The sequence below is a fragment of the Ignavibacteriales bacterium genome (assembly GCA_016709155.1).
Taxonomy (GTDB): Bacteria; Bacteroidota; Ignavibacteria; order Ignavibacteriales; family Ignavibacteriaceae; genus JADJEI01.
The window spans coordinates 1,146,629-1,164,640 of the sequence record JADJEI010000001.1 but is presented as its reverse complement, the minus strand read 5'-3'; the positions used below and the strand labels follow the sequence as shown (position 1 = coordinate 1,164,640).

At 37.0% G+C, this 18,012-nt stretch carries 14 protein-coding genes and 1 pseudogene; 9 read left to right on the top strand and 6 right to left on the bottom strand.

The window, feature by feature from the left end:
- Positions 1 to 50: 50 nt before the first annotated feature.
- Positions 51 to 1,010, bottom strand: coding sequence for a nitronate monooxygenase (locus tag IPH11_05870; GenBank protein MBK6913200.1), 960 nt, complete (start codon positions 1,008 to 1,010; stop codon positions 51 to 53).
- A gap of 146 nt (positions 1,011 to 1,156) precedes the next feature.
- On the opposite strand from IPH11_05870, the gene IPH11_05865 reads away from it, so the two are divergent.
- The gene (locus IPH11_05865; protein ID MBK6913199.1) at positions 1,157 to 2,305 is read left to right on the top strand and encodes a methionine adenosyltransferase; all 1,149 of its coding nucleotides are present in this window, start codon (positions 1,157 to 1,159) and stop codon (positions 2,303 to 2,305) included.
- A 90-nt stretch (positions 2,306 to 2,395) separates the two neighbouring features.
- A complete protein-coding gene (locus tag IPH11_05860) occupies positions 2,396 to 3,724 on the top strand; it encodes an adenosylhomocysteinase (GenBank protein MBK6913198.1) in 1,329 nt (442 codons plus the stop codon).
- Between the two features lie 148 nt (positions 3,725 to 3,872).
- Here IPH11_05860 and IPH11_05855 read toward each other — a convergent pair whose 3' ends face one another.
- A complete protein-coding gene (locus tag IPH11_05855) occupies positions 3,873 to 4,790 on the bottom strand; it encodes a TIGR01777 family protein (protein MBK6913197.1) in 918 nt (305 codons plus the stop codon).
- Between the two features lie 341 nt (positions 4,791 to 5,131).
- Here IPH11_05855 and IPH11_05850 point away from each other — a divergent pair, with 341 nt between their 5' ends.
- The 5 genes and pseudogenes from IPH11_05850 to IPH11_05830 all read left to right on the top strand — a co-directional run bounded on the left by IPH11_05850 (position 5,132) and on the right by IPH11_05830 (position 11,670).
- Positions 5,132 to 7,495, top strand: a complete 2,364-nt coding sequence (locus tag IPH11_05850) for a lamin tail domain-containing protein (GenBank protein ID MBK6913196.1) — start codon at positions 5,132 to 5,134, stop codon at positions 7,493 to 7,495.
- A 232-nt stretch (positions 7,496 to 7,727) separates the two neighbouring features.
- Entirely contained in the window at positions 7,728 to 8,549 is an 822-nt protein-coding gene (locus IPH11_05845) for a hypothetical protein (protein ID MBK6913195.1), read from the top strand.
- A 362-nt stretch (positions 8,550 to 8,911) separates the two neighbouring features.
- Positions 8,912 to 9,146: pseudogene (locus IPH11_05840) on the top strand (T9SS type A sorting domain-containing protein).
- A gap of 69 nt (positions 9,147 to 9,215) precedes the next feature.
- Positions 9,216 to 10,118, top strand: coding sequence for a hypothetical protein (locus IPH11_05835; protein MBK6913194.1), 903 nt, complete (start codon positions 9,216 to 9,218; stop codon positions 10,116 to 10,118).
- Between the two features lie 976 nt (positions 10,119 to 11,094).
- Positions 11,095 to 11,670 carry a T9SS type A sorting domain-containing protein gene (locus IPH11_05830; GenBank protein ID MBK6913193.1) on the top strand — a complete coding sequence of 192 codons (576 nt, stop codon included), beginning with the start codon at positions 11,095 to 11,097 and terminating at the stop codon, positions 11,668 to 11,670.
- Between the two features lie 68 nt (positions 11,671 to 11,738).
- Here IPH11_05830 and arsS read toward each other — a convergent pair whose 3' ends face one another.
- The 4 genes from arsS to IPH11_05810 form a co-directional block, all read right to left on the bottom strand.
- On the bottom strand, positions 11,739 to 12,767 hold the full coding sequence (arsS, locus tag IPH11_05825) for an arsenosugar biosynthesis radical SAM protein ArsS (protein ID MBK6913192.1): 1,029 nt from the start codon (positions 12,765 to 12,767) through the stop codon (positions 11,739 to 11,741).
- A gap of 43 nt (positions 12,768 to 12,810) precedes the next feature.
- Positions 12,811 to 13,143 carry a carboxymuconolactone decarboxylase family protein gene (locus IPH11_05820; GenBank protein ID MBK6913191.1) on the bottom strand — a complete coding sequence of 111 codons (333 nt, stop codon included), beginning with the start codon at positions 13,141 to 13,143 and terminating at the stop codon, positions 12,811 to 12,813.
- Between the two features lie 92 nt (positions 13,144 to 13,235).
- Positions 13,236 to 13,982 carry a DUF2064 domain-containing protein gene (locus IPH11_05815; protein ID MBK6913190.1) on the bottom strand — a complete coding sequence of 249 codons (747 nt, stop codon included), beginning with the start codon at positions 13,980 to 13,982 and terminating at the stop codon, positions 13,236 to 13,238.
- Positions 13,983 to 14,097: 115 nt separating this feature from the next.
- Positions 14,098 to 14,997 carry an EamA family transporter gene (locus tag IPH11_05810; GenBank protein ID MBK6913189.1) on the bottom strand — a complete coding sequence of 300 codons (900 nt, stop codon included), beginning with the start codon at positions 14,995 to 14,997 and terminating at the stop codon, positions 14,098 to 14,100.
- Positions 14,998 to 15,188: 191 nt separating this feature from the next.
- On the opposite strand from IPH11_05810, the gene eno reads away from it, so the two are divergent.
- Both eno and glnA read left to right on the top strand, forming a co-directional pair.
- Complete coding sequence (eno, locus tag IPH11_05805; protein MBK6913188.1) at positions 15,189 to 16,484, top strand: phosphopyruvate hydratase; 1,296 nt, start codon at positions 15,189 to 15,191, stop codon at positions 16,482 to 16,484.
- Between the two features lie 77 nt (positions 16,485 to 16,561).
- Entirely contained in the window at positions 16,562 to 17,953 is a 1,392-nt protein-coding gene (glnA, locus tag IPH11_05800) for a type I glutamate--ammonia ligase (GenBank protein MBK6913187.1), read from the top strand.
- Positions 17,954 to 18,012 lie beyond the last annotated feature (59 nt).

The window sequence follows — 18,012 nt, the reverse complement described above, 5'->3', positions numbered from 1 at the left end:
GATGACACAGATTACGCTGGCCTTAACGGATTCTATCAGTGCAAATCCGCTCAATCCGTGTCATCCGCGTTCCATTGTCTTAAGTTTCCATTTGCCACGTTGTATTCATTAATTAATCTCTCAAATAATTCCTTAACGGTAGGAATATCGTTTATCAATCCTACACCTTGCCCTGCTTCAAGTTCCCCTTCAATTAAATCACCTTCAAAGATTCCTGCACGTTCACGTTTGGCTCCGAGTAATTCAAGTAATTGAGTTTCATTCCATCCTTCATATTCTGCTTTCATCACACGAATTGCAAAATCATTTTTTATCATTCTAACCAAGCCAATTTTCTTAAAAGCAAGTGTTGTATCCTGATCACCTGATTTAACAATTTCTTGCTTGTAGTTTTCGTGCGCTGATGATTCAACAGTTGCAGCAAAGCGAGTTCCTATCTGCACACCTTCTGCCCCGAGAGAAAGTGCGGCAACAATCCCTCTTCCAACTGCAATACCACCAGCAGCAATTACAGGAATCGTTAACTTATCAACAAGCTGCGGAATCAAACAAAATGTAGTTAACTGATCAGCGCCATTATGGCCACCGGCTTCAACACCTTCACCAACAACAGCATCGCAGCCAGCTTCTTGTGCTTTTAATCCATATTTTAGATTTGCAACAACATGAACAACTATGCATCCTTTTTCTTTTAAAATTGATGTAAATGTTTTTGGATTACCCGCAGAAGTAAAAAATATTTTTACACCATTATCTAAACCGACTTTTACAAGTTCATCAGCATCTTTTCTTAATAAAGGAATGTTAACTCCAAATGGATTGCCCGTTGCTGCTTTGCATTGCTGAATATGTTCGTTTAATAGCTCAGGTTTCATCGAACCTGCGCCAATCAATCCTAAACCTCCGCAGTTAGAAACTGCAGAAGCTAATTTCCAACCTGATACCCAAACCATTCCAGCTTGAATTATTGGATAATTAATGTGTAGTAGTTCTGTGATTTTTGTTTTCATTTTAATCTCAAGAGTTCATTAAATAGTATTCAAAAGATAGCTAAATCCTGCTAAAGTTATTTTGTATCTCATGAGGGGATTAGTTAAATTTGGCACTCAAAAATCAAGCATAGCAAATTAAAAAATCATTAAAGGAATATTAAAAGATGTCATTTTTCTTCACATCAGAATCAGTTTCTGAAGGTCATCCGGATAAAGTTAGTGATGCGATATCCGATGGAATATTAGATGCAATTTATGCAAAGGATCCGGAAGCCAGAGTTGCTTGCGAAACATTTGTTACAACAGGATTAGTTTTAGTCGGTGGTGAAATTACAACAAAAACTTACATTGATGTTCCTGCCGTAGTAAGAGAAACCGTAAAAAGGATTGGATATACTAAAGCTGATTATAAATTTGATTCGGAATCCTGCTCAGTGTTAAATGCAATTCATTCACAATCACCGGATATTGCGATGGGCGTTGATACCGGCGGTGCAGGCGATCAGGGAATTATGTTTGGTTATGCATGCGATCAAACACCGGAGCTAATGCCGATGCCTATTATGTTTGCTCATAAACTTGTAAAAAAACTTGCTGATATCAGAAAGAAAAATCCAAAATTAATGCCTTATCTTCGTCCCGATGCAAAATCACAGGTTACAATTGAATACGATGACAACGGAAAACCATTAAGAGTTGATGCTGTTGTTATTTCTACTCAGCATGATGGAGATGCAAAGCAAAGTAAAATTAAAACTGATGTAATTCAAAATGTTATTAAAAAAGTTATCCCATCAAAATATCTTGATAGCAAAACAAAATATTTTGTCAATCCAACAGGTAGATTTGAAATTGGCGGACCACACGGAGACAGCGGTTTAACGGGCAGAAAAATTATTGTTGATACTTACGGTGGTTGGGCGCCACACGGCGGCGGCGCATTTTCTGGTAAAGATCCAAGTAAAGTGGATAGAAGTGCAACTTACGCTGCAAGACATATTGCAAAAAATGTTGTTGCTGCTAAACTTGCTAAAGAATGTTTGGTTCAGGTTTCTTATGCTATCGGCGTAGCAGAACCAATTTCTGTTTTTGTTGATACAAAAGGAACTGGAGTAATTTCTGATTCTGAAATTTCTAAGATGATCCAGAAAGAGGTGGATCTTACTCCCAAAGGAATTATTTCACGATTAAAATTAAGAAGACCAATTTATCAAGCAACATCTGCTTATGGTCATTTTGGTAGAAGTGAAAAAGAATTTACCTGGGAAGCTCTTGATCTTGTTTCTGTGTTTAAGAAGTATGCAAAAAAATAATTAATCCATTATTGAACTTTTTGGTAAAGTAATTGTGTTTAGTAATTGGTGAGTAAAAGTGAGTTATAAAAACATTAAAAGGATATAATAATGAGTGTAACACTCGATAAAAAAATTGACTTAACACTTCCGTATAAAGTTAAAGATATTAAATTAGCTGAATGGGGAAGAAAAGAAATTGAATTAGCAGAAGTCGAAATGCCTGGTTTGATGGCATTGAGAGAAGAGTTCAAAGGAAAGAACCCACTTAAAGGCGCTCGTATTGCTGGTTGCCTTCACATGACAATCCAAACTGCTGTGTTGATTGAAACTTTAGTTGAGCTTGGTGCAGATGTGAGATGGTCTTCCTGTAATATTTTTTCCACACAAGATCATGCTGCTGCAGCAATTGCCGCTGCTGGCGTTCCAGTTTTTGCATGGAAGGGTATGAATGAAGAAGAATTTAATTGGTGCATTGAACAGACTTTATTTTTTGGTGATGAAACAAAACCATTAAATATGATTCTTGATGACGGCGGCGATTTAACAAATATGGTTTTGGATGTTTATCCTGAATTAGCAAAAGGTATAAAAGGATTATCTGAAGAAACCACAACAGGTGTTCATCGTTTATATGAAAGAATGGAAAAAGGAACCCTTCCGATTCCTGCAATTAACGTAAATGATTCAGTTACAAAATCTAAATTTGATAATAAATATGGATGCAGAGAATCATTAGTTGATGCAATCCGCAGAGCAACAGATCTTATGCTTGCTGGTAAAGTTGCTGTAGTTGCTGGATTTGGTGATGTTGGAAAAGGTTCAGCGGAATCATTAAAAAATGCACACGTTCGAGTTATCGTAACAGAGATTGATCCAATCTGTGCATTGCAAGCTGCGATGGAAGGTTATGAAGTAAAGAAAATGGATGATGCAGTTAAAGAAGCTGATATTGTGGTTACGTGCACAGGAAATATGAATATAGTAACTGACAGACATTTTAAATCTTTAAAAGATAAAACAGTTGTTTGTAACATCGGACATTTTGATACTGAAATTGATATGGCTTGGTTAAACAAAAATTACGGTAAAACGAAAATCACAATAAAACCGCAGGTTGATAAATACACAATTGATGGAAAAGATATAATTGTGCTTGCAGAAGGAAGATTGGTTAATCTTGGTTGTGCAACCGGTCATCCATCATTTGTAATGTCAAACTCATTTACAAATCAAACACTTGCTCAGTTAGAACTTTGGAATCATCCGGAAAGATATGAAAACAAAGTTTATACTTTGCCCAAACATCTTGATGAAAAAGTAGCAAGATTACATTTAAAGAAAATTGGTGTTGAGCTTGATTCTCTTACTCCAGAACAAGCTAAGTATATTGGTGTAACTGTAGAAGGACCATTTAAACCTGATTACTATAGATATTAATAGTGATCATTCTTATGAATTGAAGAGGCTGTGTCAAAAGTAAATTTCCCTGTCACACTGAGCTTGTCGAAGTGTGACAGTTTTTGTAAAGGGTCAGTCTTCGACAGGCTCAGACTGACAAAATGAAACTTTTGTTACAGTCTCTTTTTTATTTTAGCAAGTCTCTCATTGCATCTTCCAAATTTGTAAACTTAAATTGATAACCACTGTTTAATAGTTTATCTGGAATTACTCTTTGGCTTGCAGTTACTACTTCAGATGCTTCTCCAACAACTAACTTCAAAACAAGTTTGGGAACAGGAAATAGTGAAGGGCGTTTTAAAACATCCCCTAATCTTTTAGCAAACTCTTTCATCCTAACTGGATTGGGAGATGCAGCATTAACAGCACCTGATAGATTTTTATTATCTATTGCGTGTAAATATATCCCAACAATATCATCAATATGCAGCCAGGATGCCCATTGTTTGCCATTACCGAGTGGACCACCAATAAAAAACTTAAATGAAGGAAGCATTTGTTTTAATGCCCCATCTTCTGGACTTAAAACTAATCCAGTTCTGATTTGTACACTTCTTACATTTGCCGTTTCAACTTTAGCTGATTCACTTTCCCATATTTTACAAACTTCTGCAAGAAAATCTTTTCCATTTGGATAATCTTCAGCTAAGACATTATCCCCACAATCTCCATAATATCCAATGCCGGAAGCAGAAATAAAGACATTAGGTTTTTTACTACAGGATTTTATAGCATCAACAAGGTTTTTTGTACTTACCTGGCGAGATTCGATTATAGATTTTTTAAATTCGTCATTCCATCTTTTTGAAAATAAATTTACTCCAGCAAGATGAACAACAGTATCAACGTTTTCAAGTTTAGATTTCCATTTCTCAGGTTTATGATAATCCCATTCAATAAATTCCTTTATGTTAGGGAAAAGAGATTTAGCCTTTCTAATATCTCTGCTAAAGATAATTACTTTATCATTTCTATCATGCAATGCCTTAGTAAGTTTTTTACCAATTAAGCCTGTGGCGCCTGTTATAATTATTGTTTTGCTCATAATGTTAGTTCAGTATTTAGCCAATAAATGATGTAAAATTATCCCACAAAAAGGAAAAATTAACCTAAATCTGAATTCATCTGCAGAATATTCTTAAAATTTCTATAAATTAATTTAGGTTTAATTCTTGATTATTTAGAAATTCTATTTAACAAAAAAAACTTGAAATTACTTATTGCTAATCAAAAAATATTTCTTAAAATAAATTCATTATTAATTGGACATTGAGATGGATAATCATTAAATTTAGATGAGTTTAACTATTAGATTAAAATAAATCTGTAGATATAATAAAATTGTATATTTTTTATAAAATTGGAAATTACTTTTAAGAGGTTATTATGAAAAAAATATGTTTACTACTCGTTTCATTTCTGCTCGTAAACCTGGCTTTTGCTCAAGTGGCAACACACGTTGTTGTTGCTGAAGTTTTTGGAGGGGGTGGAAATGCCGGCGCTCCATATTTAAATGACTATATTATTCTCTACAACCCTACTGGCGCAAGTGTAAATCTTTCTGGTATGTCTGTTCAGTTTGCTTCAGCTACTGGCGGTACTTATTCGGTTACGAACCTGACAGGCAGTATTCCTGCCGGTTCATATTATATGATTCAGGAAGCAGCCGGTAGTTTTGGTGATGGAGTTCCGTTACCTTTTCATCCTGACGTTACCGGTTCATTTTTTATTTCCCCTTTGGGTGGAAAGGTTGCCTTTGTAAGCAACACTACTGCAATAACAGGTCTCGCTGATCCCGATGTAATTGACTTTGTCGGCTATGGCACCGCTAACGAATCAGAAGGCGGCAGCCCTGCACCAGCCGGATCTGATGTTACGAGTATTCGAAGAAAAGATAATTCCGGAAATAATACCTATGGCAGTAATGGCAGTGGGTGGGATTCTGGTGTTAATGCAAATGATTTTTTTGTTCAGGGCAGTTTAAACCTGATTCCCAACTATCCTTTAGCTTCTACTTCCTTTGCTAACCATTTGGTTATTGCCGAAGTTTATGGTTCCGGTGGGTTATCTGGCGCTGCTTACATGAATGACTATGTGGTACTTTATAATCCTTCAAACTCTGGACAGGACATTTCCACATGGTCTCTTCAATATGCCAATGCTACCAATACAACGTGGAGTGTGCTAAATCTAAACGGCACTGTTGCTCCGCATACCTATTATCTTATTCAGTTATTTTCAAGCGGCGGTGTTGGAAATCCCCTGCCCACTCCAAACTTAATTGGGGCTACGAATATCCGACAAAACAGAGGAAAACTTGCAATTGTCAGAACTCAAACCGGATTAACAGGCGCCAATCCTGTAACAACCAGTACTGATATCGTGGATTTTGTAGGATGGGGTTTGACAACTAATGGTTATGAAGGTTCCGGAGCTGCAACAGCCGCTGTTGGAAATCAAAGTAGTATAAGACGAAAAGATAACAACGGGAATAATACTTACGGTTTAACTAATGGAAGCGGCTGGGATGCAAACAATAATGTAAGCGATGTTTATACTGAACCAAATATTATTGCTAACCCGCCCCTTAATAGTAACTTCTTAGCCAATCAAGTTGTAATTGCAGAAATTTACGGCGGCGGCGGTAACCCTGGGGCTACTTATCTTAATGATTATATTGTTTTTTACAACCCGACTGCATTGCCCGTTGATTTATCTACATGGTCTCTGCAATATCACACCGCTACTCTTACAACTGGCAGTTGGTCCAAAGTTAATCTTACCCAGACTATCGGAGCTCAGTCATACTATTTGGTTAGGTTTGCTTCTGCCGGACCAAATGGAATTCCACTTCCGATTTTCCCGAATGACTCAACCACAATTATTGGTTTGGGAAACAGCAGCGGCAAAGTTGCACTTGTAAATAATCAAACCGCTTTAGTAGGTGACTTTGCTTTACCAAATGCAAGTGTTATTGATTTTGTTGGCTACGGTACCACTGCAACAATGTTTGAAGGATTTGGTCCTGCTGCCGGACCTGCTAACGCTACTTCGAGTATCCGAAGAAAAGATAATAACGGCAATAATACTTATGGCGTAGTTGACGGCAGTGGTTGGGATTCCGACAATAACAACTCTGATTTTTATTTTGGAACTGATTTAATTACTGTTCCACCTCTACCTGTCGAACTGACTTCCTTCTCTGCGGTTATTATCAGCAATGCAGTTCACCTTAATTGGGAGACTGCTACCGAAGTAAATAACTACGGATTTGAAGTTCAGAAACTGCAATCAGAATTAAGCAATGCTGAATGGGAAAGTCTTGGGTTTATAGAAGGCTACGGCAACAGCAATTCACCAAAGCAGTATTCTTTTGTTGATAATGCAATAAACGGCGCACAAAAGTTTTCTTATAGATTAAAACAAATTGATAACGACGGCGCTTTTGAATATTCAAAAATTATTGAGGTGGATGTAACTGCTCCTATTGAATTTTCTTTAAGCCAGAATTATCCTAATCCTTTTAACCCCTCCACTACTATAAAATATTCCATACCGGCAAAACAGTTTGTTAGCCTTAAGGTATTTAATATTTTAGGTAAAGAAGTGGCGGAACTTGTTAACAGCGAGCAGGCAGAAGGATTTTATAATGTTTCTTTTGATGCAAGCGGACTTAGCAGCGGTGTTTATTTTTATAAACTGCAAACCGGCAGCTTTACTGCTACACATAAAATGCTTTTGATTAAATAATTTTCCCCATAGATTAGCTCCTTTATAAAAAGTCCCGCTTTGTTGGCGGGACTTTTTTATTTTAAAATTATTGAAAAATTAATTGGACATTTGATAGATATTTTTTTAGTTTTGTTCACGGTTTGATAATGTGTCAGAAAATCTATTGGAAAAATAAAAATTATCATATAGACAGCAGTAAGTTTTCTGACTGATAATTAACTATTTCAATAAATTATTCCCGGAGGGAATTGTGATAAAAAAAATTAGTGTCGTAGTTTTAATACTTTTTTCATCATCATTAGCTCAACCTTGGTTATATGAGTTTGGTACTTCTGAGGGCACATACAATACCGATAATACCACAAGTACAACATTTCTACCGCAACCAACAACTAACGGTGGTGAAGATTTTATTCGTATGAGTTTAGGCGGCGGCGGGAGTTTTAATCTAGAAAATCAAGTTATTTCATTTGGTGAACTTTCCTATTTAAGAATTGTCGCACCAACAGCAGGTTCTGTAAATAAATTTTCAATTTATGATTACTTGCCTGCTCAAGCTTTCACATTAATATTTAATATTCGATTTGGTGCAAGCGACGGATCGGCAATAGGGGCGAGTTCTGGGAATTGGTATCTTTTTGTTGGCGATGGAGACCGATATTCAGATGGAAGCGGTTTTTCGGCTGCACAAACTTTTCTAGGTTTAAGGTGGGTATTTAATCTTTCTGGAACAATTACAACAAGTGTTCTTAATAACAGCACATGGGTAAGCTTAGCAAGCAATCCATTTAGCCAAGGGAGTGACTACCTCGTTGAAATTGTTGGAAATAATTCTAACGCAAGCATTAATTATACTTACGGCTCTTCTGAAAATGTTGGTTCAGACAAAATTGATTTGTGGGTAAACGGTTCATTGATTTTGGATGAGGGTAGCACGTCATCATTACCAGTTTTAATGAATATTGATTCTTGGATGTTTTATGGTGAAAAAAGTGCTGGAAATGTTGCAAATATATTTTTGGACAATTTCGAATACTCTAATCAAATTGAAATTTCCTTCCGGTCGAGTTAACTTCTTTTTCAGGATTAGTAAATAATGAAAACATAATTCTCAATTGGCAGACGGCAACGGAGGTGAATAATTATGGTTTTGAGATAGAACGAAACACACCCCCTCAATCCCCTCTCCAGAGGGGAAGTTGAAATAATGTTTGGGAAAAGATTGGTTTTGCTAATGGTAATGGAAATTCTAATTCGCCAAAAAATTATTCTTTTATTGATAATAATGTTTCTGCCGGAAGTTATCTCTACAGACTAAAACAAATTGATAATGATGGAAAGTTTGAATATTCCAAAACGGTAGAAGTTTCATTTATTAAACCAGATGCATTTACATTAGAGCAGAATTATCCCAATCCATTTAACCCAACAACAATGATTCGTTACACAATCCCTACAGCTCCCCTCTCCTTGGAGAGGGTTGGGGACATAGGCTAAAAAGTTTTTGATGTTTTAGGCAATGAAGTTGCAGCGCTTGTAAACGAAACAGCAGCAGCCGGGCACTTATGAAGTAGAGTTTAATGCCGATAATCTTTCCAGCGGAGTTTATTATTATCGGCTGCAGACGGGAGACTTTGTGGAAAATAAAAAGATGGTTTTGTTACGTTAATTAATTAAACAACGGGTAAGATTTTATTTAATTATAAATTTTAGACTTATTCTATTTCAGCGAGGGAATATGAAATGCATTAAGAAAATCTTTTTAACGATTGCTCTGATTTATGTTAATACAGTATTCAGCCAGGTAACGTTACCGCATTATGATGGTATAGATTACACAGCCGGGCAATCACTCAGCACACAAAGCGGTTGGACAAGACTAAACACGGGAGATAGTTTTCTGATTACTTCAGGAAATTTGTCTTTCCCGGGCTTTGGTGCACCAAGCGGAAATAAAATTTCTTTTGACGGCGCCGGTATTGATGCCGCTAAATTATTTACTCAGCAAACAACAGGCACAGTCTATTATTCTTTTCTATGTGATGTTACAAATCGCGCCGGCTTAAATTCTACAGGCGGATATTTTTCCGGATTTACAGAGGGGGTAAGTACCTCTTTTGGAGGTACAGTTTGGCTTAAAAAATATGGCGAGGGATTTGCTATTGGATTAAATGCCCGTACGAAAAGTGCAAATACTATATGGTTAACTGATACGCTTTCCGTTCACGAAACTATGCTTGTGGTAGTTTCTTATGAATTGGTATCAGGGGTAACAAATGATATTACCAAACTTTGGTTAAACCCTGATGTTTCAACTTTTGGAGGCATTGCACCAACACCCGACATAATTATTACAAACACGTTAGATAATGATTTAACAAATCTTAACCGAATTTTGATCAGACAGGATGGTACCGCATCAACACCATTCATAGAATTAGATGAACTAAGGATCGGAACCTCATGGGCAGATGTCACCCTTCCTACAGGGAGTTCAGCAGTATTTACATTATCCCCAACCGGGTTAAGTGATTTCAGTTACACGGTTGGATCAGGTCCATCAGCAACTCAAAATTATTCTTTTGTCGGTTCAAATTTAGATGAGAGCGATGTATTAGTTACCGCTCCAACTAGATTATGAAATTTCCTCGAATGGGGGGGCGTCGTGGAATCCCACACTTACTTTCTCAGAATACGGAACAAGTCTGAATAATACTATATCAGTAAGATTGAAATCCGGGCTGAGCGTTGAAAACTATAATAATGAACTTATTATTCATTCAGGCGGTGCTGCTGCAACAATAAATCTAAGTTGCAGTGGAACTGTTAACCCAATTCCTCCCGATCAATTATTTACAGAAGCTTTTGACTATTCAACAGGGCAGTTGACGGATGCACCAAACGGTACCGGTGGAAATGTAAGTGCGGGCAATTGGATTAGTTTCAGCGGCAATGCTAATTATATTCCTGTTTCTTCCGGGAGTTTATCCTACCCTAATTATGTAACAAGTGCAGGAAATAAAATTGATATCCTTTCACCCGCTGGGTCTGCTGAAGATGTGTATAGACAGTTCACCGATCAGGTAGTTGGCTCAACAACTTATGCGCTGTTTTTATTGAATGTACAAAACACAACCGGGCTAGCTGATAATTCGAGTTCAATTGGCGATTATTTTGCTTTGTTACTTCCTGTTAACAGCACAACGATTCACCTTGCCAGAGTTTCAATTCGGTTGGGAGCTGCAGCAAACACATTTCAAATTGGGTTGCGTGCAACATCCTCAAACGCCGGCGCTGTTTGGAGCAGCTATGATCTCGCAATTGGAACAACTTATTTGATTGCTGTCAGTTATCAGATTATAACAGGTAACAACAATGATGTTGCTAAGCTCTGGATTAACCCCATCCTTAATGGTGTAGAACCTTCTCCTGATTTGTCGCAGATTTCTAATTTGACATCTGATCCCACAAGTATAGCACGATTTGGTATTCGCCAAAACTTCACAGCAAGCCCGTTATCTTCCACTCCCAATGCTTCTATAGATGAAATAGTAGTTGCACCAATCTGGCCTGACGCACCACTTCCTGTTGAACTAACTTCATTCACAGCAGCAGTAATGACGGATAAAGTAATTCTTAATTGGCAGACGGCAACGGAGGTGAATAATTATGGTTTTGAGATAGAGCGAAACACACCCCTCAGTCCCCTCTCCAGAGGGGAAGTTGAAGGTAATGTTTGGGAGAAGATTGGTTTTGTTAATGGTAATGGAAATTCTAATTCACCCAAAAGTTATTCTTTTATTGATGATGATGTTTCTGCTGGAAGTTATCTCTACAGACTAAAACAAATTGATAATGATGGACAGTTTGAATATTCCAAAACGGTAGAAGTTTCATTTATTAAACCAGATGCATTTGCATTAGAGCAGAATTATCCAAATCCATTTAATCCAACAACAATTATACGTTACACAATCCCAACAACTCCCCTCTCCTTTGGAGAGGGGTTGGGGGTGAGGCTAAAAGTGTTTGATGTTTTGGGCAATGAAGTAGCAGCATTAGTAAACGAAACACAGCAGCCAGGCACTTATGAAGTAGAGTTTAATGCCGATAAACTTTCCAGCGGAGTTTATTATTATCGGCTGCAAACGGTCAATATTATTGAAACAAAAAAAATGATACTAATCAGATGATGAAATTGAAAAAAAGATGACATCACTCAATTGGTGTCATCTTTTAAACTTATTATCGCTGTTGCACTTTAAGCAGTAGCTCCGCCGCAGCTTGAACCGGCGCCGGCGGTACAGCCGTAACAGTGCTGTCCGGTAATTATTCTTCTCTGTTCAAGTTTTGTAATGTCAAAATCCCTGATATGATTTGGCGCGCCATGGTTAAGGTTCATTTCGAGCATCTGATTGAAATCGCAGTCAAATAATGCCCCATCCCAGCCGACTGACAAAGTAAATTTGCACATAACATTTAATGCCGCTGAAGGATTGAACGAGTCAATCAGTTTCTGCATATAGGATTCATAGTTACCTGATTCGATAAGATAATCAAGAAATCTGCTGATCGGCATATTAGTTATTGTGTAAAGATTATTAAATACAATTCCAAAATTTCGCAGCAGTTCGCGCTTGTAATCCTGTTCCAATTGATGCTGTGAAGGGGGAAGGAATGCACCTACAGGGTTATAAACTAAATCAAGTGTCAATGCTGTATTATCCTTACCATAGCCAAGTTCATTCAGTTTTTTAATTGCGGCAATGGATTTATCAAATACCCCATCCCCCCGCTGTTTATCAGTGAAGGAAGCTTTGTAATAAGGAAGCGAAGAAATTATTTCGACATTATGTTTAGCCATGAAATCGGCATAATCTTCAAAGCCATTAGCCTGAAGGATAGTAAGATTAGAACGCACCATTACATGGCGGTCAAGTTTTTTTATTTCATCAACAAACCATTTGAAGTTTGGATTCATTTCGGGAGCGCCGCCGGTTAAATCAACTTTTGCAATTGCTGTTTTTTGCAAAACGTCTAAGCAGTATTGCATTGTTTCTTTAGTCATTATCTCTTTCCTGTCGGGTCCGGCATCAACGTGGCAGTGCTTGCAAACCTGATTACACATTTTTCCAACATTAACCTGGAGTATCTCAACTTTTCCAGCCGTTAGTGCATCTTCACCGGTTAACTTATATTTATCGTCGAAGTGAGGAAATGTTGTTGAGTTATCATTTAAGATTTTTAATTGTTCATTTGCGAGCGCAAGGCTTTCACCAAAAGCCTTCATGCTTTTATGTCTTATTTGCATTTAAGTTCCTTCTAATAAAAGATTACATTGTTAACTTTTCATTCACGTTTTTCATTTGCACGCCGTGGACTAATGATGCCCCACCCCTAATGGCTGATGCAACGTGAACCGCCTCAGTCATTTGATCAAGGTCGGCACCTTTTGATAAACATTCTTGCGTGTAAGCATCAATGCAATATGGACATTGAACTGCATGAGCCACAGCAAGGGCTATCAACGCTTTTTCTCTTTCGGTTAGTGCGCCGGCAGCAAACACAGCGCCGTACCAAGCGCTGAATTTTTTCCATAATTCGGGCGCGCCTTCACTCATTTCGGCAAATTTATTTAAGTCTTTTGGATTGTAGTATGTATCCATAATAAGAAATTCCTCTTGTTTAAAAGATAAAATCAAAATTGAATTAAAATATCACTTGAACCTGACCTTGACCTTGATCAGGTTATTTCAGTTTAGCGGCAAAAAGCTGGGGGAGGGAGATTTGAAAAATGAAGTGAGAATGATTTTGATGATATGGAAAAGATTATTTCTTTTAAGAATAGAATTGGCTCGGTAAGTAATTTTATTATTTGAGAATAAGCGAGAGAAATTTTTGAACTACTGCTATTCAGCCATTCATAAAGATCATGTTCAGAGTCAATATCTGAAAGGACAGGAAGTAATTGAAAGGTGCTTCCTCCATTAGAAATGTTTGTAATAAGCTCGTTAGTGACAGAGCTTGTCTGCCACTGAATATTTTTAAATGTTTCGTGCTGAAAATATTTTAATCCTAAAAGATAGAATCCTCCATCGGAGGCTGGACCAACCACATAATCATTAGAGCTTAATTTATTAAAGGCATCAATGATTAGTTTAGAATCAAAAGCGACACAATCGTCTCCAATAATAATTACTTCTTCATATTTGTCTGAAAACATTTGATGAAGAGTATTCTCAAATCTTTCAGCAAAGTTTTTCCCGGACTGTAAAATGTTATACGAACCAAAGCGGATAGAATTATTGGAAGTAAAATCAGATGAAACTACGAAGTCGAATGAAATTTGTTTTCTAGCATCGTTAACGGTTTTAGAAATATTAGATTGAAAAATTTCAAATAATTTTTTGTTTCTTTTTTTGAGGCCAATAAGCTTCTTGCCTGTTTCCATTTCAGGAGAAGCTGTAAAAAGAACTACCGCCCGTTTTTTATTAATCAATTCCACAGAATATTTCTATTGTTTTAGTTTCAATGTAATAAAAATTTTCAATTACAATTGTAAAGTAATTAACATTTTAATAAAATGGTTTTTACAATAAACTTACAAAATATCCTTACAGTCAATTAATTGTTCTCAATTTTGAGATTCCATATTTAACAATCGAGACCCCTGTTAATATAATTGCTGCAGCAAATAAAATGACAATGGAAATTTCTTCATTTAGTACAAGCCACCCCAATAAAATTGCGATTGTAGGGTTGATATAAGCATAAGTCGAAATCAGCGAAAGAGGTAAGTGCGCGATTGCATAAATATAAGAGCCGTAACCAATAATAGAACCAAATGTGATGAGATACAATAATGCAAGTGCACTTTCGGTCGAAAATTTTATTTGTGAAAGTTCACCAAGAAATAACGCCAATATAAATTGAAGTACTCCAGCCGCCAGCATTTGAATGGATGCACCCATCAAGGGAGTGACAGATAGTTTTTTGTATTTGGAATAAACTGTTCCCGATGCCCAAAAAAATACTGCAGCGAGTAAACTCAATACGCCAATCAGGTTTTCTTTTATTAAGAGATATTTTATATTACCACCGAAAATCAATAGTATTCCGACTAATCCAAGAATCAATCCGAATATAATTGTCCCATTGAATTTTTTTCTTCCCGATGAAATAGATTCTATTCCAATCATCCAGAAGGGGGTGGTTGTAATTAATAGTGCAGTTAAGCCGCTCGGGATCCATTGTTCTGCAAATACAACAAGTCCATTACCCAAACCAAGCATCAATAGACCCATTACAGAAAGTGGAAGTAAATCTTTTTTATCAGGCAGTTTAATTTTTCTAAGTGATAGAAAAATAATAATAGCACTACCCGCAGTTAACCATCTAACCCCGGCGAACAGCATCGGTGGTATATCCGCTACTCCAATTCGGATTGCAAGGTAAGTTGTTCCCCAGACAACACAAATATTAAACCACGCTGCGTATGCTTTCCAGTTTTCTTTAATCATTATTTTTATTTTTTAATTGAACGACAATTTAGAATTATTTACAACTAAATCTAACCCGCCTAAAATAAATCTTAGATTAGCAATGCCGTGCATCACTTCGTTTTTCTTTTCGGTACAGGTTGGCTAATTTTGTGCTGTACATTCATAAAGAATATCGTTAATAATTAAAATTAGGAATCAGGAGAATTATAATGACTACAATAATAGATGTTTGGGGAAGAGAAATACTTGACTCACGAGGTAATCCAACTTTAGAAGTTGAAGTACAACTCGAATCGGGAGTGATAGGAAGAGCAGCCGTACCGAGCGGTGCATCTACAGGAGAACATAAAGCTGTTGAACTTCGCGATGGAGATAAAAATAGATACAACGGTAAAGGAGTTTTGAAAGCTGTTGAAAATGTTAATGAAAAAATTGCAGATGAATTAATAGATTTTGATGCGACTGAACAAGTTGCAATTGATAACTTATTAATTACTCTTGACGGAACTGATAACAAAGGAAATCTTGGGGCAAATGCTATGCTTGGTGTTTCTCTTGCGTGTGCAAAAGCATCTGCGGAGTTTTTCGGGCTTCCGCTTTACAGATACATTGGAGGGGTTAACGCAAAAACACTTCCGGTTCCAATGATGAATATTCTTAACGGCGGTAAGCATGCTGATAATAATGTTGACTTCCAGGAATTTATGATAATGCCTGTAGGAGCGCCAAACTTCGCTGAGGCTTTAAGGATGGGGGCAGAAACTTTTCATGCATTGAAATCTGTACTTGCAAAGAAAGGTTACAACACTGCTGTCGGTGATGAAGGTGGATTTGCACCAAATCTAAAATCAAATGAAGAAGCTATCGAAGTTATTCTTGAAGCAATCACAAAAGCCGGTTATAAAACCGGAAGCGAAATTGCAATTGCACTTGATCCTGCAGCCAGCGAATTTTTTATAAAAGAAAAAAACGCTTATCATCTTTTTAAATCCGCTCCAAACAAAGAAATCAGTATTGAGAAGATGGTTGATTATTGGGCTGAATGGGTGAGCAAATATCCTATTGTTTCTTTGGAGGATGGAATGGCTGAAGATGATTGGGACGGCTGGAAACTATTAACAGATAAACTCGGCGGCAAAATTCAGCTTGTTGGCGATGATATTTTTGTAACCAACACTGAAAGGCTCGCTAAAGGAGTTGAACTTGGTGTTGCAAATTCAATTTTAATTAAAGTCAATCAGATTGGAACTTTGACTGAAACACTTGATGCAATTGAGATGGCAAAGAACGCAGGTTACACAAACATAATCAGCCACAGAAGCGGTGAAACAGAAGACACAACCATTGCAGATATTGCAGTTGCAACAAATGCAGGACAAATTAAAACCGGCTCCGCCTCGAGGACAGATCGTATTGCAAAGTACAATCAACTTCTTAGGATTGAAGAAGAGCTTGATACAACAGGAGTTTTTCCCGGTATTGCAGCCTTAAATTATAACGGCTAAAATATTTTGCCCGATTGAATTTCAGTCGGGCATTTTTATCTAAAAACATTTATTAAATTTTCCACTGATTAAACTTTATGCTTAAAACTGAAACCTCGTATCTCAAATATTGTAATAGCCTAATTAAAAAAAATAGAATTGAAGTCATTGATCTTAAAGCAATTGATCTAACCGGCAGGCTTCATCATATCTCGCTTCCTGTTTATGACGGAATTCTTGAGAAGATGATTAAAGAAGGGGTGGGGTTTGACGGATCAAGCTATGGGTTCAGAAAGGTTGAGAACAGTGATATGGTACTTCTGCCTGACCTCGAAACAGCAGTGCTTGATCCATTTAGAGATGCACCAACACTTAGCTTTAACTCTCACATCGTTTTAACTGATCCTAAACATACTCCTTTCCAACAGGATGGAAGATTCCTCGCTAAAAAAGCTGAAAATCTTTTAAAGCAAGTTACTAATGCTGATAAGTCATGGTGGGGACCTGAGTTCGAGTTTTATATTTTTTCTAAAGTTGAATATGATACTCGTACTTCATCATCTTTTTATAGGGTTGAACACGCAGAAGAGTTTTATAAAAAAGCCTACCACTCCGCTAATCCTTTTGATGAGTACGATGATTTTAGAGATGAAGCATGTAAAATATTAAAGAAGTTTGGAATCAAAGTTAAATATCACCACCACGAGGTGGGTGAACGCGGACAGCAGGAGATTGAAACTTACTTTAGTAACCTGCTTGAAACGGCTGATAATATTATTGCAAGCAAGTATATCCTTTTCAACCTGGCGCGCCGCAAAAACTTATTCGTTACCTTTATGCCCAAGCCGATGTATCAGCAGGCGGGCAACGGATTACATCTGCATTTCTTTGTTACGAAGAACAGTAAAAATCTTTTTTATAAAAAAGGTGAATATGGAAACATGAACGAGCTTGGAAGATATTTCATCGGCGGAATATTAAAACATGCACCCGCCCTTTCAGCTTTTACAAATCCAAGTACCAATTCATATAAAAGATTAATCCCGGGTTTTGAAGCACCGGTGGCATTGACTTACGGAATGGGTAATCGTGCAGGTGCTATTCGCATTCCGAAATACGTAACTAATCCAGATGAAACACGATTTGAATATCGCCCGCCAGATGCTACGTCGAATCCATATCTTTGTTTGATCTCAATTTTATTGGCGGGCATTGACGGAGTTGTGAATAAAATTGATCCGCGTAAAGAAGGATTTGGACCTTACGACAAAAATTTTCTTGATGACAGCAGTAATGAAAAAATTCATTTTCTTCCTAGAAATCTTGCAGAGGCATTGGATGCACTTGCATTAGACAATTCATTTCTTTATCGCGGTGGAATTTTTACTGATGAGCTTTTGGATCAATGGACAAAAACCAAGAATGAGGAAATCCATTCAATTGGAACAATGCCCCATCCTTTTGAATATAAAATGTACTTTAATTTGTAGAAATTAATTCTACAGCACAGACTTCCGTCTTTGCGGTTACTAAATAATTTCAATTGATC

What these genes read in the sequence shown, in the direction of transcription:
- IPH11_05870 (MBK6913200.1), bottom strand. Translation starts at nt 1,010, where the DNA reads ATGAAAACAAAAATCACAGAACTACTACACATTAATTATCCAATAATT.
- IPH11_05865 (MBK6913199.1), top strand. Translation starts at nt 1,157, where the DNA reads ATGTCATTTTTCTTCACATCAGAATCAGTTTCTGAAGGTCATCCGGAT.
- IPH11_05860 (MBK6913198.1), top strand. Translation starts at nt 2,396, where the DNA reads ATGAGTGTAACACTCGATAAAAAAATTGACTTAACACTTCCGTATAAA.
- IPH11_05855 (MBK6913197.1), bottom strand. Translation starts at nt 4,790, where the DNA reads ATGAGCAAAACAATAATTATAACAGGCGCCACAGGCTTAATTGGTAAA.
- IPH11_05850 (MBK6913196.1), top strand. Translation starts at nt 5,132, where the DNA reads ATGAAAAAAATATGTTTACTACTCGTTTCATTTCTGCTCGTAAACCTG.
- IPH11_05835 (MBK6913194.1), top strand. Translation starts at nt 9,216, where the DNA reads ATGAAATGCATTAAGAAAATCTTTTTAACGATTGCTCTGATTTATGTT.
- IPH11_05830 (MBK6913193.1), top strand. Translation starts at nt 11,095, where the DNA reads ATGACGGATAAAGTAATTCTTAATTGGCAGACGGCAACGGAGGTGAAT.
- arsS (MBK6913192.1), bottom strand. Translation starts at nt 12,767, where the DNA reads ATGAAGGCTTTTGGTGAAAGCCTTGCGCTCGCAAATGAACAATTAAAA.
- IPH11_05820 (MBK6913191.1), bottom strand. Translation starts at nt 13,143, where the DNA reads ATGGATACATACTACAATCCAAAAGACTTAAATAAATTTGCCGAAATG.
- IPH11_05810 (MBK6913189.1), bottom strand. Translation starts at nt 14,997, where the DNA reads ATGATTAAAGAAAACTGGAAAGCATACGCAGCGTGGTTTAATATTTGT.
- eno (MBK6913188.1), top strand. Translation starts at nt 15,189, where the DNA reads ATGACTACAATAATAGATGTTTGGGGAAGAGAAATACTTGACTCACGA.
- glnA (MBK6913187.1), top strand. Translation starts at nt 16,562, where the DNA reads ATGCTTAAAACTGAAACCTCGTATCTCAAATATTGTAATAGCCTAATT.